This is a genomic window from Alteromonas sp. KUL17 (assembly GCF_006538305.1).
Lineage (GTDB): Bacteria > Pseudomonadota > Gammaproteobacteria > Enterobacterales > Alteromonadaceae > Alteromonas > Alteromonas macleodii.
The window spans coordinates 37,850-55,899 of the sequence record NZ_BJKJ01000001.1 but is presented as its reverse complement, the minus strand read 5'-3'; the positions used below and the strand labels follow the sequence as shown (position 1 = coordinate 55,899).

The 18,050-nt window shown below is 43.5% G+C and carries 18 protein-coding genes; 6 read left to right on the top strand and 12 right to left on the bottom strand.

What is annotated here, in order from left to right; genetic code table 11:
• Positions 1 to 77: 77 nt before the first annotated feature.
• The 7 genes from KUL49_RS00220 to queF all read right to left on the bottom strand — a co-directional run bounded on the left by KUL49_RS00220 (position 78) and on the right by queF (position 7,380).
• On the bottom strand, positions 78 to 1,085 hold the full coding sequence (locus KUL49_RS00220) for an isocitrate dehydrogenase (RefSeq protein WP_131135913.1): 1,008 nt from the start codon (positions 1,083 to 1,085) through the stop codon (positions 78 to 80).
• A 230-nt stretch (positions 1,086 to 1,315) separates the two neighbouring features.
• Positions 1,316 to 2,926, bottom strand: coding sequence for a histidine kinase (locus tag KUL49_RS00215; RefSeq protein ID WP_131135912.1), 1,611 nt, complete (start codon positions 2,924 to 2,926; stop codon positions 1,316 to 1,318).
• A gap of 11 nt (positions 2,927 to 2,937) precedes the next feature.
• Positions 2,938 to 3,312, bottom strand: a complete 375-nt coding sequence (locus tag KUL49_RS00210; RefSeq protein ID WP_014948536.1) for a DUF3192 domain-containing protein — start codon at positions 3,310 to 3,312, stop codon at positions 2,938 to 2,940.
• A 191-nt stretch (positions 3,313 to 3,503) separates the two neighbouring features.
• A complete protein-coding gene (gene ppnN, locus KUL49_RS00205; protein WP_014948537.1) occupies positions 3,504 to 4,880 on the bottom strand; it encodes a nucleotide 5'-monophosphate nucleosidase PpnN in 1,377 nt (458 codons plus the stop codon).
• Positions 4,881 to 4,891: 11 nt separating this feature from the next.
• Positions 4,892 to 5,833: a GGDEF domain-containing protein gene (locus KUL49_RS20990; RefSeq protein WP_242633678.1), complete on the bottom strand. Its 942-nt coding sequence runs from the start codon at positions 5,831 to 5,833 to the stop codon at positions 4,892 to 4,894.
• A gap of 20 nt (positions 5,834 to 5,853) precedes the next feature.
• On the bottom strand, positions 5,854 to 6,447 hold the full coding sequence (locus KUL49_RS20985) for a hypothetical protein (protein ID WP_242633677.1): 594 nt from the start codon (positions 6,445 to 6,447) through the stop codon (positions 5,854 to 5,856).
• A gap of 72 nt (positions 6,448 to 6,519) precedes the next feature.
• Positions 6,520 to 7,380 carry an NADPH-dependent 7-cyano-7-deazaguanine reductase QueF gene (gene queF, locus KUL49_RS00195; protein WP_131135911.1) on the bottom strand — a complete coding sequence of 287 codons (861 nt, stop codon included), beginning with the start codon at positions 7,378 to 7,380 and terminating at the stop codon, positions 6,520 to 6,522.
• A 145-nt stretch (positions 7,381 to 7,525) separates the two neighbouring features.
• On the opposite strand from queF, the gene syd reads away from it, so the two are divergent.
• Positions 7,526 to 8,068: a SecY-interacting protein gene (syd, locus tag KUL49_RS00190; protein ID WP_131135910.1), complete on the top strand. Its 543-nt coding sequence runs from the start codon at positions 7,526 to 7,528 to the stop codon at positions 8,066 to 8,068.
• A 62-nt stretch (positions 8,069 to 8,130) separates the two neighbouring features.
• Here syd and KUL49_RS00185 read toward each other — a convergent pair whose 3' ends face one another.
• A complete protein-coding gene (locus KUL49_RS00185; protein WP_242633676.1) occupies positions 8,131 to 8,439 on the bottom strand; it encodes a hypothetical protein in 309 nt (102 codons plus the stop codon).
• A 299-nt stretch (positions 8,440 to 8,738) separates the two neighbouring features.
• On the opposite strand from KUL49_RS00185, the gene KUL49_RS00180 reads away from it, so the two are divergent.
• Both KUL49_RS00180 and KUL49_RS00175 read left to right on the top strand, forming a co-directional pair.
• Positions 8,739 to 9,104, top strand: coding sequence for a DUF3192 domain-containing protein (locus tag KUL49_RS00180; RefSeq protein ID WP_014948542.1), 366 nt, complete (start codon positions 8,739 to 8,741; stop codon positions 9,102 to 9,104).
• A gap of 220 nt (positions 9,105 to 9,324) precedes the next feature.
• Entirely contained in the window at positions 9,325 to 9,972 is a 648-nt protein-coding gene (locus KUL49_RS00175; protein ID WP_131135908.1) for a GNAT family N-acetyltransferase, read from the top strand.
• A gap of 951 nt (positions 9,973 to 10,923) precedes the next feature.
• Here the strand turns inward: KUL49_RS00175 and KUL49_RS00170 are convergent.
• Positions 10,924 to 11,226 (bottom strand): DUF3301 domain-containing protein, encoded by a 303-nt coding sequence (locus tag KUL49_RS00170; RefSeq protein ID WP_131135907.1) that lies wholly within the window; start codon positions 11,224 to 11,226, stop codon positions 10,924 to 10,926.
• Complete coding sequence (locus tag KUL49_RS00165) at positions 11,227 to 12,276, bottom strand: DUF3549 family protein (protein ID WP_131135906.1); 1,050 nt, start codon at positions 12,274 to 12,276, stop codon at positions 11,227 to 11,229.
• A gap of 205 nt (positions 12,277 to 12,481) precedes the next feature.
• Between KUL49_RS00165 and KUL49_RS00160 the strand changes: the two genes are divergently transcribed.
• The 3 genes from KUL49_RS00160 (at position 12,482) to KUL49_RS00150 (ending at position 14,174) form a co-directional block, all read left to right on the top strand.
• Positions 12,482 to 12,826, top strand: a complete 345-nt coding sequence (locus KUL49_RS00160; RefSeq protein ID WP_242633675.1) for a YqcC family protein — start codon at positions 12,482 to 12,484, stop codon at positions 12,824 to 12,826.
• Positions 12,819 to 13,658: a tRNA pseudouridine(65) synthase TruC gene (truC, locus tag KUL49_RS00155; protein WP_131135905.1), complete on the top strand. Its 840-nt coding sequence runs from the start codon at positions 12,819 to 12,821 to the stop codon at positions 13,656 to 13,658. The genes KUL49_RS00160 and truC overlap by 8 nt, the downstream gene beginning before the upstream one ends.
• A 66-nt stretch (positions 13,659 to 13,724) precedes the next feature.
• On the top strand, positions 13,725 to 14,174 hold the full coding sequence (locus KUL49_RS00150) for a flavodoxin domain-containing protein (RefSeq protein ID WP_039223258.1): 450 nt from the start codon (positions 13,725 to 13,727) through the stop codon (positions 14,172 to 14,174).
• Between the two features lie 130 nt (positions 14,175 to 14,304).
• On the opposite strand, the gene dapD is transcribed toward KUL49_RS00150, so the two are convergent.
• Both dapD and glnD read right to left on the bottom strand, forming a co-directional pair.
• On the bottom strand, positions 14,305 to 15,129 hold the full coding sequence (gene dapD, locus KUL49_RS00145; RefSeq protein ID WP_014948549.1) for a 2,3,4,5-tetrahydropyridine-2,6-dicarboxylate N-succinyltransferase: 825 nt from the start codon (positions 15,127 to 15,129) through the stop codon (positions 14,305 to 14,307).
• Positions 15,126 to 17,777: a [protein-PII] uridylyltransferase gene (gene glnD / locus KUL49_RS00140; protein WP_131135904.1), complete on the bottom strand. Its 2,652-nt coding sequence runs from the start codon at positions 17,775 to 17,777 to the stop codon at positions 15,126 to 15,128. Before glnD ends, dapD begins: the two co-directional genes overlap by 4 nt.
• Positions 17,778 to 18,050: the final 273 nt, after the last annotated feature.

Below are 18,050 nucleotides of genomic sequence, written 5' to 3'. Positions count from 1 at the left end.
GGAGTGATTAATAGAGGCATAAAAAAACGGGCTATTAAGCCCGTTTTGAAATAATTGAAAGGTGTAAGCTAAAATGCTTATAGGCGGTCAAGAAGCGCTTGAGTGAACTCGGTTGTACCTGCTTCACCACCAAGGTCACGCGTTGTGCGATCGCCAGACTCGATAACGTCTTTTAGTGCTGCGCGAATTTTCTCTGCTTTATCGCCCATGTTTAGGTACTCAAGCATTTGCGCTGCTGCCAAGATTACTGACGTCGGGTTAGCTAAGTTCTTACCAGCAATGTCTGGTGCAGAACCGTGAACGGCTTCGAAGATTGCACAATCTTCACCGATGTTTGCACCTGGTGCCATACCAAGACCACCAACAAGACCAGCACATAGGTCAGATAGAATGTCACCGAAAAGGTTAGTCGTAACGATAACGTCAAACTGATGCGGGTTCATCACAAGCTGCATACAGCAGTTATCAACGATCATTTCAGCTGACTCGATGTCAGGATAACGCTCACCAACTTCACGGGCTACTTTTAGGAAAAGACCTGATGTTGACTTAAGGATGTTAGCTTTGTGAACAGCTGTTACTTTCTTACGACCTTCACGGCGCGCTAATTCATAAGCAAAAACAACGATTTTTTCAGCGCCGTCACGAGTGATCTTACTCATTGCTTCAGCTTCGTTACCGTCTTCTGATACAACTTGGCCAAGACCAGAGTACATACCTTGCGTGTTTTCACGAACGGTAATGATATCAATGTCTTCGTAACGTGCTTTTGTGCCTTTGAATGACATCACAGGACGAAGGTTTGCGTACAGTTTGAACTGCTTGCGAAGACTAACGTTAATTGAAGTAAAACCTTCACCAACGGGGGTCGTTAAAGGACCTTTAAGCGCAACTTTGTTTTTTGCGATTAGGTCTAAAGTTTCTTGAGGTAGAAGCTCGCCATGTTCTTCCAGTGCAACTAGGCCAGCATCGGCATAGTCATAGGCAAAGTCACAGCCAACCTTATCTAAAATTTTTATGGTTGCATCGATAATGTCCGGGCCAATGCCGTCACCGCGAATGACTGTAATACGTTGCTGAGTCATGTGGAGGGATCCTCTGGTAATTCTGTTGTCAAAATCGTTAGGTTTATTCAATTTGTAGCTTGGCGTTTATGAGCCAATTTCTGCCTGCTTACTTATTATAATGGAAAATGTAGGGAAAAAGGGTTAAGCACTGCAAAAGTTGCCGTATTTTATACGATACCTGGCGCAAGTTATAGCCATTCGTAAAGATTAATTAAATAGCCGAGTACGATGTTTAGGAGTAAATGGCGTTACTGCGCGAGCGGACAGAACAAAAGTGACCCATTAGCGTCTAGCGCGTTTACCACATCATCTCGTCGAATACCTAGGATATTTAAAAGTGTTTTGATATTGATATCCTGAAGTAATGAATAAATATCCTGATTAAATAAGCACGCTATGGCGAGAGCGAAGCTCAACACCAGAATTGCTTGTTCCTTTTGAACTGATTTAGGAACGTCCGTACTTACTTTACTGCATTGGTGTATAACGGCACGCCACGTCGAGCTTTGATGCCAACTTCCAGCAAGTTCAGAAGCGATTGCTAGCCAATGCGTGTCAGATTTGACCTTGAATGCGCTATTAATGGACACAGCTTTGCTGAGGTCGACGGGTAATGCTCGTGACACTTTAAACCCTGGTAGCGTGAACAAGGGAGTACAAACAAAGGTCATAGTCAATGCGGCAGATTGCGGCGAAAACTTCGAATCGGCGAGTTGTGCGAAATAGCTTGCAAATGAACAAGCCAATAAAGTTAATTGCTTGCACATGCCCATCAGTGGAAATTGGTTTTGCGTTAGCCGTTCTAACAGCGCAAATTGAATAAGCATGTCACCCACACGTTCAATGCCGTAGGTCAAAACCGCCTGTTTAATGCTTTTAACCGGAAGCTGAAGCCGGTTGTCCTGACTTGCAGTGTGCATCAAAAAGTGATTAAACGTGGGCACGCTTTCAATTTTTTCGCAAAGTTGTTCAATATCTACATCGCGCTTTTGCAGCTCATCGATAATAGTTATAAGAGCTTTAGGGGGATGCTGAATTGCGAATGTAGAAGGTAAAAATGGTGTGCCGCCATGATTTACTCTCGCAGTGGCGGTATCAGTGTAAAGAGCAACAAAGTGCTCAAACGGCATTGATAGTGAAATGGGAGAGCGTATTGACGATAGAGGCAGCCACTTTCCATCTTCATCATCTTGGCTAAGCATAAATACGTAGCCGTGATTTTGCTGAATGTCGACTAGCGCGCCCGGTACGCCGTTTGCGTAAACCTTTGCGCCAGGTAGCACACCATTAAATAGGTTGATAAGTGGTGCAATAGGGTGACGATGATGAGCTGGAAGACGTAAAACAATCTGAGTGAAAACCTCACGATAATCTGCTTTTTTTGTTTTAGTAGCGAAAACATTTGCTAGGAGACAAAGCCTTTGAACCATATTAAGCCGAATGTCTGCAACGTAGTTTATTGGCTTGTCTGACCGAAACGCTTTTTGAAGTTTAATGATATCCAGCCAAATCGAGAGATTGTGTTTACGCAAAAAGCGAATGATATTGGCCGTTTGGTCGCTTGGTGTTCCTTTACTTGAAAGCCAGAGGGATGCGAGTAAAGACGCAAGCACATGTTGTAAATAGTGGTCATTTAATCGGCAAAGCTTTCCAAACAGCGCCAATAATAAAAGATGTTGAGTATCTTTGGGAAGGTCATTATCGATGTGTAGCGTTGCTGCAGCAAGCGCTGGATTGGCGTTTACTAAGGTCAGGATCCGTTTAGCGATTTTCAACCAATGGTTTATACGCTGCTCGACAGAAAGTTCAGTGTTACCTAACTGAACCAGGCGTTTAAGCGTGGAAATGATGTCGCTCACTCCCCATCCTTCTAACTTTTTTGGTAACTGGAGTAAGCCCCTTCACCCCATGCAATCAGTTTGTCGTTTTCAAAAAGCAACGGTGTACATTCATCTTGCGTGGTTAAGCCGTCAGCGCGCACATGTTGTGTTCTAAAAAACATAACTTGAATAGCTGTGGCACCCTGCCGCTTGGCTTCTGTAATGTCAGGTGAGCCTAGTAACGCCAAAACTTCTTCTCTTGTACTGCCTAACTTTAACTTGGTTATTTGGACACGGTTATATTCTTCACGGTCTTTCCAATCCATATTCTCAGGCTTATCGGGATAGAACGCGATAACCATAAAAACAAACACCGCATAAAGGGCGATGCCAGCTAAAATTAGACGAATAACCTTGGTATTCATGACCGTTACTTCTCGTTTTTCTTTACTTGAATGCTACTGCAAGCCAAAGCCCGACATTGTTCGGGAGCCGAGCATAGGCTAAATGTGCACTACATTCATTCGTTAAACAATACTCTCTAATAGTGTACCGCAAAACGACTACTAAACATAAGTAGTAAACGTAAGCAAATGCGTCTTGCCACGGTCTCGTGTTATTCGCTGTTTCTCTTATCGTTCTTTACAACGTAACATGGTTCGTACGCGCTACCAGGCAGCTTCATTCTATGCTGTTTTACAAACGACTCGAGTAGTGTATCAACCTTCTCCATCAGTGTACTATCACCGGTGAGCTCAAACGGACCATGTTTTTTGATCTGAGCAATGCCTTCTGCTTTTACGTTACCCGCAACAATGCCTGAAAACGCTTTGCGCAAATTGGCCGCTAGATCACTTTTACTTTGATCTAAGTGCAGTTGAAGGTCGGCCATACTCTCATGCGTTGGAATAAAGGGCTGTTGAAAGTCTTGTTCAATTTTTAATGACCAATTAAAGCTGAATGCGTCACCCATCGCACCTCTGAACTTCTTCACTTTTTCAAGGTGTTTATTCATGGTGCGTGCTACTTCTTCTGGGTCATCCACAATGATTTGATATTTTGACTGTGCTTCTGGCCCCAGTGTTGCACCAACAAAGGCGTCTATGGCTTCAAAGTATTCTTCGCTACCAGCTGGCCCTGTTAGAATGAAAGGAAAAGGTTGCTGCGCATTGCGTTCATTCATCAAAATGCCAAGCAGATAAAGTAATTCTTCGGCAGTGCCTACACCGCCTGGAAACACGATAATGCCATGTCCGAGTCTAACAAACGCCTCTAAACGCTTTTCAATATCAGGCATGATAATGAGCTCGTTGACAATGGCGTTGGGCGGCTCGGCGGCAATAATACTCGGCTCAGAGATGCCAATGTAACGGCCTGTCTTGTGGCGTTGCTTTGCATGACCTATGGTGGCGCCCTTCATTGGCCCCTTCATCGCTCCAGGCCCACATCCTGTGCAAATATTCATGTCACGTAAGCCGAGCTGATAGCCCACTTCTTTCGTGTATTTGTACTCAACTTGATTAATGGAATGGCCGCCCCAACAGACAATTGTGTTTACGCCATCGTTTCCTTCAAGCGCTTTAGCGTGGCGTAGCATGTCAAACACCATGTCTGTGATGTCGTTACCTTCAGCCGGTGCGGTTTGATGAAGAAATGCGTACTTGTTACCCATGTAAAGCAGGTCGCGAAGGACCGCAAATAGATGTTCGTGTACACCACGAACGAGTTTTTCGTCAACGAAAGCCACTTCAGGAGGGTTCACGAGTTCTATTTTTACGCCCCGTTCACGACGAATGAGTTTTATTTCAAAATTTTCATAAGGAGCAAAAAGTGCTTCGAAATTGTCTTCGTCAACGCCGCTGTTCAATACTGCAAGGCAACAGTTTCTGAACATAGCAAAGAGCTCGCTGTTGGTGGCGTCTTGAAGACGAGAAACTTCTACTTGTGATAGCTGGCTCATCCAGCCAACAGGGTTAAGCTGCACTTTCTTCATATTTTTACTTCCTATAAGTCAGTGCTTAAATCAGTGACTACGAGGTTGCGGCCGTTTCGTTTTGCTTTATAGAGGTACTCATCGGCGCGTTCAAACACAGTTTCGGTAGTATCATTGTCATTGAAACAGGTTGCGCCAAAAGATGCGGTGATTTTTACTTTTTCTTGCTTGAATTTAAACGGCATTGCAGCAAGTTTAGTTCTAACTTCATTAAGCTTTTTATCTATATCTGCCATCTGCGCCTGAGGCAGTAGCATTACAAACTCTTCTCCTCCCCACCTGGCAATAAAATCATTTTCGGACAAGCTTTGTTTTAAGAATTTACTCACTACCTGAAGGGTTTTATCGCCTGCTGCGTGCCCGAATCTATCGTTGATTGACTTAAAATGATCAATATCCACAACGGCGACCGCAAGCAAGTCACCATTTTCTTTAAATTTAATGAAAGCCGCTTCCAGTCTCTCATTATACGCCTGCCTGTTTGGAAGCCGAGTGAGGGGGTCGGTGCGGCTTTGCATTGCTTGTTCGGCCAGCTTCTTTTTATAGACGCTGGTTTGCTGCTGAAGTGTATCTATTCGCGATTGCATAGAGGAGAGCAGTGCCATTAGCGCTTCTTGACCTTGCTGATCGTTGCTTTGTTGCTCGCTTAACGTAGTCACAAGCTTTTCTACGCGAAACTGTGTCTGCTCTTTAAGTGCTTCTAGAGAACTGCTTTCCGATACGGCTTCTTCGATGTGAATAATGTCACGTTTAAGTTGCTCATTACCAGCTTGGCGCTGCTCGAACTGGGCTTGGCTGCCTTGGATCGTATTGCTGACGTCACTACTCACTTCACCTAATGAACGGTGCAGACTCTGAATCACTTTTCCTGTTAAGCTCGCCTCTGACATAGCGTCTTGAACGATCATGCGCAAAATTACAACGCAGCTTTTAAGCAGCTGGTCTTCATCCATGCCTTTATCAAGACGTTGCTTTATATCATTGAGTTGCTGATCGTTAGGTTTTTTTGTGCATAGGAAGCAATAAGGTGATTAAGCTCAACCAAAATAGAACGGTAATGAGGGTTATCATCTTTAATCGAACGAGCCGATGTGCTTTCATTGTTAGTGGACTTAGTTTCTGTGGTTTCAGATGGCTCAAGTCCAACCATTTCCTTGTTGAGCGCAATGCGGTGAAGCGCAATGGCTTTAGAATAGAGTTTGTAAATACTGAAGATATCACCTACAGGTTGATTTAGCTTAATCAATTCCTGCGTGGTTAACCCTTTTAATTCAGTATCTTCAAATACAATTTTCTGTAGTTGTTTCATTGCATCTTCTAGCGATGAAACAGTATCAACACTGTATTTTCTAAGCGTTATTTCTTGATGCTGAAGTGATTTGTTGAGTTTCTCTATGCTCACAGCGGCAAGACTAAAATTAGGTGTGCCAGAAAGGTGGCCTCGTAACACCTTAAGTTCAGTATCGATCTTATCCGAGAAGCCCTCATAAAATGCTGAGAGTTTCACAATAAACTGACAAAGAAGCGCGTTATTTTGTTTTAGGGTTTGTAGTTGTTTTGCTTCCATAATCTCGTCTTTGTTCTAATTCGCTATTACTGCCGCGGCTTAGGTAGCGTTGGTAGGTACTTCACCGTTATATTACTGACGTGCTTGACGATGATTAGCATAAGGCGCTTCGTAATTTGAACGGAAAGGGTTGATATCTAAACCCCCTCGTCGTGTGTAACGCGCACAAACGGTTAACTTATCTGGCTGACAATGCTGCATGATGTCGTTGTAAATGCGCTCAACGCATTGCTCATGAAACTCGTTGTGTTGCCTAAAGCTAATTAGATATTTCAAAAGCCCTTCGTGTTCAATAGCTTTTCCTTCATACCTTATTTGAATACTAGCCCAATCTGGCTGACTTGTGATTAAACAATTAGATTTAAGTAAATGAGAAACAAGCGTCTCTTGAATTCCTGTTTCATTTTTCGCAACAGTCAAATATTGAGTATTAGGGGAATATTGATCGATTTCTACATCCAGACTATCTAACAAGGTTCCGTTAAATTCTTGGAATTGTAGCGAAGAAAACTGCTCTGGAAGAATTAGTTTAACCTCGACAGGCTCCCCAGCGCACGCTGACAAATCCGCTTGAAGCACTTGTCGTAAGTCCTCTGCTGAAGCGAATTTTGTTTGGTTGAAGCTATTCAAATATAGCTTAAATGATTTTGATTCGATTAGGTTCTTTGAGGTAATAGGAACGTGGCATTCTAAAATTGCCACATTAGGTTTACCCTTTAAATTTAGCCAAGAAAGTTCGTATCCTGTCCAAGTGTCGATACCATCAAAAGGTAAACCTGAGCCAGCCAAGTTTAACGTATCACGACTTAAACTGCGCGGCACGCCTTGCAACAAGTCAGGATTATATTCAAATTCATAGTCAACCTGTTTACCCAAAGAGAGGTCATCAGGTGCAGAGATAGTAATTTTTTGAGGTGAGTTGTCCGTCGACATAAGAACCTTTTATGCATCTACGCGGGATTTAAATTGCTGAACTGCACAGCGACACACGGTCTTACAGCACAGTAGAATTAACCCCAGTATTGACTTAACTGTTTAGTTGTATAGTGTACCCCAAAAATACGCAGGTAACGTCATAATGGCTCTAACAATTTCAGCACAATTAGATAAATTTGTATCATCTTATGTCGAACAGGCCGAGGCCGAGGGACTCAAGATAGCATTTGATAGCGAGTGGCCCTCGCCGTGCTATGAGACGACGGCGCAAGACGGTGAACTTGTAAGATGGTCTCCTACGCTTCAATCGCCTCTGCAGTCTTTCAGTAATGTTGAAGAGGCATTATCGCTAGAGCTAAATCCTGACTACTGCGAGTATTTTACTCGTTACTACAGCGATAATTTAAAGGCTAACGCCCCGCAAGGTCGCTGTGAATTGCTTCAAGTTTTCAATACCGAAGATTTTGAAAGATTACAGCAAAACTTGATTGGGCATTTGTTGATGAAGCAAAGACTTAGGCAAGCGCCAACATTGTTTTTTGGTTTAACTGACGAAGAAGATTTTATTTTAACCGTTGTCAACGAAAGTGGCGAAGTGGCACTCGAGCAGGTTGGCAGAGAGCCTGCCAAAATTCTTGCGCCATCTCTTGCGGTGTTTATTGAGCAGCTTACACCTGCTATATAACGTTAATGCGTTGACTGACGTCAATCAGACCTAAAATTACCGGCCTGCAAAACTAAAAGCTATTAGGCGTTAATAATTTTATGTAGCGCCCGCTTTAACTCCGCCACTTCTTTTTCTAACGTCTCTACCCGTGCATGCAAATTGCCCGGCTCATCAGTTGTGGCGACAGGATTTTGTTGCGCTACGTTTTCTTCGTTAGATACCTCTAGCTTAGGTTTGTGTGCGTTAAATCGCTTAATCGCTTCAATAGCTTCGGTTACCGATACCTTAAAGGGAGCTTTTGCACGTAAAATGCCTACGGACGGTGTTTTTCCTTCTTTATGCATTTGAAGGCACAAAACGTGAAGTTGCTGCAGGTTAGCGTTACTCATAATACGAAAATGGTTCAAAGTCATGAATAGTAGCAGTGTAGCCTGTCTACGTAGTCAATTTCACTAATAAGTTACTGATTTCACTATTTTTCAAAGTCTTCGTAGAATGGTGTTGTTAAAATTTTTATAAAAATCAATGATTTAATTTTTGGCCTTAATCTTGTTTACCAATCATAACTTACATTATCACGCATAAACGCAGTGGTTCTTACGTTAGCGTATTTATGTCTATTCAGTGTCGGTTCACAAAGTAGGCGTAGTATCGAATAAAAAACAACACACATAATTAAGGAATTCACATGAAAACGGTTCTTCTTTCAGTAGCTTTGGCATCTTCAGTTTTGCTTTCAGGTTGTGTCGTATCAGTAGGTGGCGGTTCAGATAGTCACTATGGTGCTGATTGGGAAGACAGAGAGTTTAACAATCGTAAACACATCGCGAATCTTGAAACAGGGACAACGTACGAAAGTGTATTGAGAAAAATGGGCGTTGCGGATTTCAACGAACTGTTCGAAAAGCAAGACGGCACATATCGCGTACTTTACTACCGAACTCAAAAAACGATGGGCGATGGTATCACCACAAAAGACGAGTGTACGCCGTTGGTTTTCAGAAATGGAAACTTAGTTGGCTGGGGTGACAGTGCTTATAGCTTAATGCACTAATAATCGTTAGTTGGTAATTGATTACGAAAGTAGGCATTACTTACTATCTTTAAATGTTAATAAAAAGTTAACATGCAGGTTTTTTTCGCGTAGGCTAAAGTTTAATCAGTTTAAGTGGGTGGTTGGCGCAATGATAAAAGTTGTGCGGTAGTGTCCACTTCTCCCATTTTATTTAAATGGGTAAAAGCAGCTGTATAACTTTGCGTACAAGGAGCCCCTGATGAATACTGATGCTAATAATAATGCAATAGCCCCCTTGCAAGACACGGTCAAAGCCATCTATCTATCTGTAGATGATCTCAAAGTTGCCGCCTCTATTCTTTACAATGCGTATGTAGATGACCCATTGTTCATTGACATTTTCCAAGCAGAAAAAGAAGGTTATGAAAGCCGTTTACGGTCAGCTATCCGTGAAGAGCTCAATGCATTTTGGGTTGCAGAGCAGCCGATGATTGGCCTGTTCGATGATGAGCGGCTTATTGCCGTTGCATGCTTGACCGCGCCCGATGCAGCATTTGGTTCAGGACGTTACTGGCACTGGAGATTGCGGATGCTTTTAACGGCAGGTTTGTTCGGTACAAAGCAAATGCTAGAGAAAGAAGAAAAAGTGCGAGCATTAGTTCCCGCCGATAACTTCCACATGCTGAGTTTCATCGCAGTGCATCCAGATTATCAACATCATGGGCTTGGGCATATTTTACTTGGCGCTATTGATAGCGTGGTAGAGGAAGATGAAAAAAGTGAGGGTGTTTCGGTATTCGTGACTATAGAAAAACATCGCGCTTTCTTTAACGATGACAATTATCAGGTTGTAGGACAACTAAGCCTTTCTCATGTGAACGGTGAGGTAATGTTCAGGCTAAAATGATGTTTTTTATTCGTTGTGATACTCCTACCAAAACGTCATACGTTGCAGTTCCAACCTTTACACCAAATTTACTACAGCGTTTGTAAGACATTTCCTACAAACGCTGTGAGTGATCTTACCTAAATGATGAAAGATTAATTCATACTAAAGTATAAAGTTATTGATTATATTGAAGTTTTTAAAGATTAGTCAAAAGTCGTACAAGAATCTTTCTTAAATCTCTGTAATTCAATATGGCGGTAATAATTGGAAGGCATACTATGGACATGTCACAAGGAAACACGACGAGTCACGGATTGAGTCAAGGATCATCAACGGAATAAGTTAGGACAACTTAAGGATGAGACTCCCACAAGGCAGTGGGGAAAGGGAAAGGAAAGCAGATAGGACACTGCATTAACAGGACGTTAGAAACGGATTTTAAAGGATTCAAGGAAATTCAGGGACGAAGTAGGTGATAGGACATCACATACAGGACGTAGCAGGGAAAAACGGACAAGAGCTAGCATGGAGCTAGAGGCAAGAAGCCAACGGCAGGATAGCCATTAAGGAATTTCTAGTTTGCATGGACGAGCAAACCAAGGACGAAAGAAGGACATGCTAAGGGATTGGCAAAGCTGTAGCAGGATGTACAGCAAATAATGGAATGAGGGAAGGGAACGTCAGCGGAGTCTGACAAGGACAGCCTCAGGATGAGGAACACTGTATGAAGGATGTACAGTAAATTAGGATAAAAGGAAAGGGACCTACGCATGGATGTGTAGCTCGCACAGGAAGGCGCGAGAGTAGATGGAAAGGGGCGTATACGGATTTTAATCGGGAAGATTTTAGTCGCAAAGGATCGCGGAGAAGGATACTCAAAATTCCAGGAAAAAGGGGAGCCGTTAGGTTCCCCTTTTTTTTGAATTTTTGGAGTGGTCTAAAAGCCTAAGTGCATTCGGACATATTAGCTCATACCCTATGCGGTGGCACCTCTGTTCGTATAACCCTTACACCTATTAACTCTACTTCTCCGGTATATCTGTCCTCACCATTACTCGAAAACTCAAAGTTGAATACACTGTGCCAGTCAGGCTTTCCATATTTGAATGAAAATCGTGTTTTAGCTCTTGCCACACTCAGCAATTGTAAACCGTGTTTATCGCAGTATTGCTTTAGGTAAGTGTTTGTTTGCTCAGAAATGGCTCGAATGCGCCAAAACTGATAGCCAGTAAACCCAATAACCATCCACACCACTAACTCAAGTAACGTCATTTACTTTCTCGCTTGTGCAAACAATTGTTGAAATGCATTGCTGAGAATCTGAGGGTTGGCTTTGGAATGCAGGAGTGTTAGCACTTGTCTGCGTAACTTCGGGACTTGTACTAAATCTGAAAAGAAGCCTGCGAATAATGCGCCCTTATGACCCTCTTTTTCATCAACGTTTGCCGCCTGCTCTAAAAAGGCACTAAGCAGTAGTGGTTCCATTTGCTCGAAATGACGTGCTGCAATAACGCTTAAAATATCAAGTCTCTGCGACTTTTCGCTTTTTAATAGTTCGAGTAGTTTGTTGTTAATGGTCGGGTTAAAGGTACCCTCTGACGTGCCTCTTAACGCCGCTAAATTGATGTCGTCACTTTTATCTATCTCATCCAAATACGCCGCTAATAGATTTTCAGGCAGAGAAACGCTTTCGCTCATTTCCATCAATGTGTTAAGAAAAACCTTTGAGTAGAGTGAAGTGTTGGTTTCAATTGCTTGCGTTAACCCGTCTTGTTTGGGGTGATGGCTGAGGCTTTGTACAAAGTCGGCCACGCTTTGCATGGATATTTGCTGCCAGTCAACCAGTTGTGGGGCTTGAATGTAGGCCTCAACTTTCTGCGCCTCTTCACTTAAAGGTTGGTTTAGGGTGCGTTTAACTAGTGCGTTAAATTGAGCGAGCTGTGATTGATTGGGAACAAACGAATAAGGATTATCAGGCAAAGTTTGCGCGTTTTCAGTATCTTCAGCAACAGACTGACCTAGTGCATCAACAATAATCTCTAGAAAATGATTTCTTGCTGCGGCAACCACTAAGCCTTGCTCATCAAGCGGCAGTTTCACAAACCAAATGTAGTGTTGCGTAGAGGCATTTTTATTCCAAAAGACGATGCCGAACCACGCATGCTGCTGACGAGGGTAGGGCGCGTAAGCACTGCCGTTTTCTATTTCTAGAAAAGTCTGACTATCTGTGGGTTCAAGGCGACGACCTAAATCAAAAACATGGTATTCAGTGCCTGCATGTAACAAAAACTCGCTGATAGAATTAATACTGTTAGCGCTCATAACTCGTTCCAAAATACTGCTTTAATCAAAATTTGCCAGGCTGTCACATCTATTTAAAGGGGCACGTCGATGAGATACCGCCAACAAAGATGGATAATGGTATCACAGCAGATGAATTTCAACGATAAGACACGCGGACTTATGTAGATCTTTAGCCCCTGATATACTGCGCGCTTCGAAATAGAAGTTTTTTTGCGGAGTTGCTGTGAGTAAAGTGAGTAGTGCCTGTCACAATGCACTAGGTAGGGCATTGGAGCAGTTAGAAACTGTTATGGAACAAGAGGGTGTTTGGCCTAAGAAAATGCCTGCTGAGCAAGAACTTAAAAATGCCACGGAAAGTGCAATTCCTTTTGCGGTCGACTGTTTAGCGTTTGAGAGTTGGTTGGCTTTTATTTTTATTCCCAAAATGCGCATTTTGTTGAAACAGGAAATGCCTTTACCACCCATGCAAATTGCGCCCGCAGCAGAAATATATCTGTCATCGGCGCATCAGCGCACTCTGTCCCAGCTTCAAGTTATTGATAATATTGCTAATGGAGACATTGGGTGAGCAAACACAACGCACTATGCAGAACGATTTAAAAGGCCAATTAACTGTGCATTCAGACAAGCTATTAATAGAAAAGGCAAGCGTTGGTGAGGAAGGTCGTGTTGATGCTCTTCATTTACCTGTGCTGTACCAAGATGAACATATCATCGCGATTGAGAAGCCGCCTGGCCTACTAGTACACAGAAGCCCGATTGATAGACATGAAACGGTGTTCGCAGTACAGACACTTAGAGACCAAATAGGCCTGCACGTCTATCCTGCTCATCGTTTAGACCGACCCACTTCAGGTGTGCTGGTGTTTAGCTTTAGCTCAGAAATTGCAGCAAAGCTTGGTCAGCAGATGATGGACAAGCAGGTAGTAAAAACGTATCACGCTATAGTTCGCGGTTTTGTGCATCACACAGGGTATATCGATTACGCCCTAAAATACCGCTACGACAAAATTGCAGACAAGCATAAGCGCCCGCAGCAGCCGCCACAACCTGCATCAACTATGTATCAGTCAGTGGCAAAATTCGAAGTGCCTGAGCCTGTGGGCAAATACCAAAGTGCACGATATTCGCTAGTTAAGCTTTCTCCTAGTACCGGTCGCAAACATCAGCTTCGTCGGCACATGGTTCATATTCGTCACCCCATTATCGGCGACACGACCCACGGGGACGGCAAACAAAACAAATTCGCCAAGCAGCACTTTAATTTTAACAATTTGGCCTTAAGTTGTACTCAAATGGGCTTTTCTCATCCTATCACTGGAAAGTGGGTAACGATTAATTCACAGATGCACAGTGAAATGCGACTATGGCTCGAAAAATTAGCGCCGTTTTGCGTTTAGGTTGATAAAATAGTAAGAATTTCCGCCTGTCGACAAAGGCGACGATCATTGGTTTAAGAGGTAAAAATGGCAACATTGAAAATTATTGCGGGTACAGTTTACGGCAATGCGCAACACGTAGCTGAGCAGGTGGAAGAGAACTTAGCTGAACAGGGCGTGGATTGCTCACTTGAAAGCGACCCGTCGGTTGCAGATTTTACTGATGCTGACGCACTTTTGATCATTACCTCTACAACAGGGCAGGGCGATGTACCACCAAACCTTGAGTTTGTGTTTTCAGATCTGAAAGACGAATCGCCTATGCTAACCGGCAAGCCATTCGCGGTGGCAGCCCTAGGCGATAGCAGCTATGGCGAAAGTTTCTGTGGTGCAGGTAAACAGTTTCATGCGTTGCTTACCGAGCTACAAGGTAACGCAGTTGCCGATATGTTAGAGGTTGACGCGATTGAAACCCTAGAGCCCGAAAAAGACGTAGTTGAGTGGGTCAACACCATTAAAGACAAGCTGTTGGCTTAATTCTTAGAAATGTTCTGATTACGAAAAGAAAGAGGCGCATAAGCGCCTCTTTTAATTTGTGAGTCTTTCAGCATGTGGCTCGGCTAATTGAAATTAACCCGAGCCGTTAGCGATAAGCCAGAAGTACTGCTTATTCTACGCCGCGAAGTAGCGCGTTGATACCTACTTTCGCGCGGGTCTTCGCATCTACTTTCTTCACGATGATAGCGGCGTAAAGGCTGTATTTACCATCTGCGCTTGGCAGGTTGCCCGCCACGACTACTGAACCTGCTGGTACGCGGCCATAGTGAACTTCACCGGTTTCACGGTCATAAATACGAGTGCTCTGACCGATGTAAACGCCCATTGAGATAACAGAACCTTCTTCAACAATCACGCCTTCTACGATTTCAGATCGCGCGCCGATAAAGCAGTTATCTTCAATAATGGTGGGGTTAGCCTGAAGTGGTTCTAATACGCCGCCAATACCCACGCCACCTGAAAGGTGAACATTCTTACCAATTTGCGCACACGAGCCTACTGTCGCCCATGTATCAACCATAGTACCTTCGTCAACGAACGCACCAATGTTTACGTAAGAAGGCATAACAACCGCGTTCTTGCCTACGAATGTACCCGTACGTACCGCTGCTGGTGGAACAATACGCGCGCCGTCAGCCGCAAACTGTTCAGCAGTATAGTTTGTATACTTAAGCGGTACTTTGTCATAAAACTTACTTTCGGCGCCTTCAATCACATCGTTGTTGTGAAGACGGAAGAAAAGTAGAACAGCTTTTTTAAGCCATTGATGTACTACCCATTCGCCAGCAATTTTTTCTGCAACGCGCGCTTTACCTGTGTTTAAAAGGTCAATAGCTTGTGCTACTGCATCTCTTACTTCATCAGGTGCAGATGAAGGGCTAATGCTATCGCGATTTTCGAAGGCGTCTTCAATGATGGCTTTCAATTCATTCATGGTATTGTGATATCTTCAAGTTGGTCGAGTTTGAACAGGATACGCTTTTTAAGGTTTACCTGTTGTTCTTGGGTTAATGCTTTGCCAGCCTCATTGCTGACGATAAAAATATCTTCAGCTCGCTCACCAATGGTGGCAATTTTCGCAAGCTTAAGCGTCATATTAGTATCAACGAATGCGTGACCAATTTTAGCTAAAATGCCCGGAGCGTCTAGGGCTTCTAACTCAATAAGCGTGGCTTCATCGTTGATATTGAAAAAGCGTACCTTAGTAGGCACGTCAAGTTGTTTCATTTGCCGAGGCAATTTACGCTTATTTTCGTGCGAACGCCCCGGCTTTTCAAGTTGGGCAGAAATAGCATTTTCAATGGACGTAATGCGAGACTCTGAGCTTATACGACTGCCGTCATTTTCAAGAATAAGCATGCTATCGAACACATAGCCATCTCTGGTCACGGTAACGTGGGCGTCGTGAATTGAACAGTTGCGACTGTCCAGCACTGACGCGACTTGCGCAAACAATGCTTTTCTATCTTTGCCGTAAACAAACACCTCAGTGCCACCTTTCGCACTGTTATCATTTGCTTTTACTAACAGACCATCGTGCTCTGGTGTAAGCCATTCATTCTGAGCTTTAATAATTTCATCAGTATGCCACGCGATTTGAGTAGGCTTAAAGCGAACAAAGTAATCGTCGTCCAGGCGGGCCCACAATGCATCAATAGCAACAGGCTCAATAGCGCGCTCTTGCAAAATTTGCCTTGCTTGGTGTTTGTGAGTAGTTACTCGCTCGTTCAATGTTACTTGACACTGTAGCCCATTATCCAATGCCTTTTGCGTCATTAAATATAATTCGCGAAGTAAAGATGCTTTCCAGTCGTTCCAAAGATTGTCATTGGTGGCACGAATATCGGCAAGGGTGAGCGTATAAAGCAAATTAAGGTGATTGTGGCTTCTTACCGCACCCGCAAACTCGCTTATAACGTCAGGGTCATAAATATCGCGGCGTTGGGCTACCACTGACATCAGTAGGTGGTTTTCTACAAGCCATGCAATCATTTCAGCATCGTCACTGGGAACATCGTGTTGCTGACAGAACTTTGCTACATCCTGGGCCCCTAGCGTGGAATGATCGCCATTTCTACCTTTGGCGATATCGTGGAAAATAGCAGCGATGTAAAGCACTTCTGGTTTATCGAGGTTTCTACAAATTCTGCCGCAGCGCGGGAAGTCTTTATTTGCCTTTGAGAAAAAGTAGTTAACATGCTTCACTAATCGATGAGTGTGTTCGTCCACCGTGTAGGCGTGAAACAAGTCGAACTGCATCATACCTACAATGGCATCCCATTCAGGAAGATAAGCTTGTAAAATGCCGTATTGATGCATGATGTCCCATGCAAAATCGAAGAACTCAGGCTGTTTCATTAAGCGCATGAATTTTTCGCGGCACAGTGGGCGCTCTACATAGTATTCTGCTTCAAAAGCGCGGTGAGCGTTGCGCAGCTGACGAATACAAATCGTGCTGAGGCCTTGTACTTCTGGTGTGTTAGCCACCAAATGCAGAAAATCCAAGATTGCTTCGGGTGAGGAAAATACGGTTTCGTGTCGTGGCGAAATCATATTATCGAGCAGTTCGAAATCTTCGTTTATGATCACGCTTTTCTGAACACTTTGATTTAGCATGTCGTACTTGAAGCGTTGAAGCAGCATTTGGTTTAGCTCAGACACCCGCGCCACGGTACGGAAAAAGTCCCGCATCATTTTTTCGACAGACGATTTACCTTCTTCACCATACCCCATCATTTTTGCAACGTCAGGTTGGTAATCAAACAGCAGTCGGTTTTCGCTTCTGCCTGCAACCAGATGCAGTGCACAACGCATTTTCCAAAGGTGCATGCGACAAGCAATTAATTCACTGTGCTCTTGTTCTGTAAAGTAGCCGTGGCCTACTAAATTCCAGCCGTCATATTCTTTAAAATGCTTTTTGGCGACCCAGCCAATAGATTGAATATCACGCAAACACCCGGGGTTTTCTTTGATGTTAGGTTCAAGGTTATAAGCGGTACCGTTGAATTTGGCGTGGCGTTTTTTTTGCTCGTCATACTTGGCTGAGAAAAACGCTTTGCTCGACCATGAGTTTCGACCGTTTACTTCATCCCACAATTTATCAAAGGTGGCTTCACTGCCGCAAAGTAATCGGCTTTCCACTAAATTGGTCGCAATCGTAATATCGTCTTTTGCTAGCTTGACCGTTTCTTTGATAGTGCGAACTGACTGGCCAACATCTAATTTGATATCCCATAAAAGGGTGATGAACATGCCAATTTTTTCTTGTACATCGGGCTTAAGCTTCTTTTTACTAACTATGAGTAAATCGATGTCTGAATGAGGTTGCAGATGACCACGGCCGTAACCACCAACGGCGCAAAGCGATAATTCGTCGACGGTATCTAAGCCATAAAGTTGCCAAAGATGACAAAGCAACGCATCGACGAACTGTGCACGACCGGTAACGAGTTGATTAACCGGCGTAGCGTCGAAGGACTCCGTTATCCAGGCATAACTGGCTTCCACGCACGATTTAATGGCGGGGATTTCATCAACAGAGCTAATTGTGTCGATATTCTTTATCAGTGATTGCAGCGTCAAAATACACCTTTGAAATAGACTTCTTTTTAGACGCTAAGAACAATAGCATGAATTGCTAGTAGTTCGCAGTAGCAAATTAATGCATAAGTTAGGTTGAATTGTGAATATTTATGGTTTTTTGTTATAGGTGTGTAGCGCAGTAAATATGAGGGGAGTGGGCACACGATGCCGAACTTTGATAGTTGTAATTTGAGCCTAACGAGCCAATAAAAAAGCAGCCGCAAATTCAACGGCTGCTTTGCATAATTCGATAGACTCAATCTTCTGAAATCA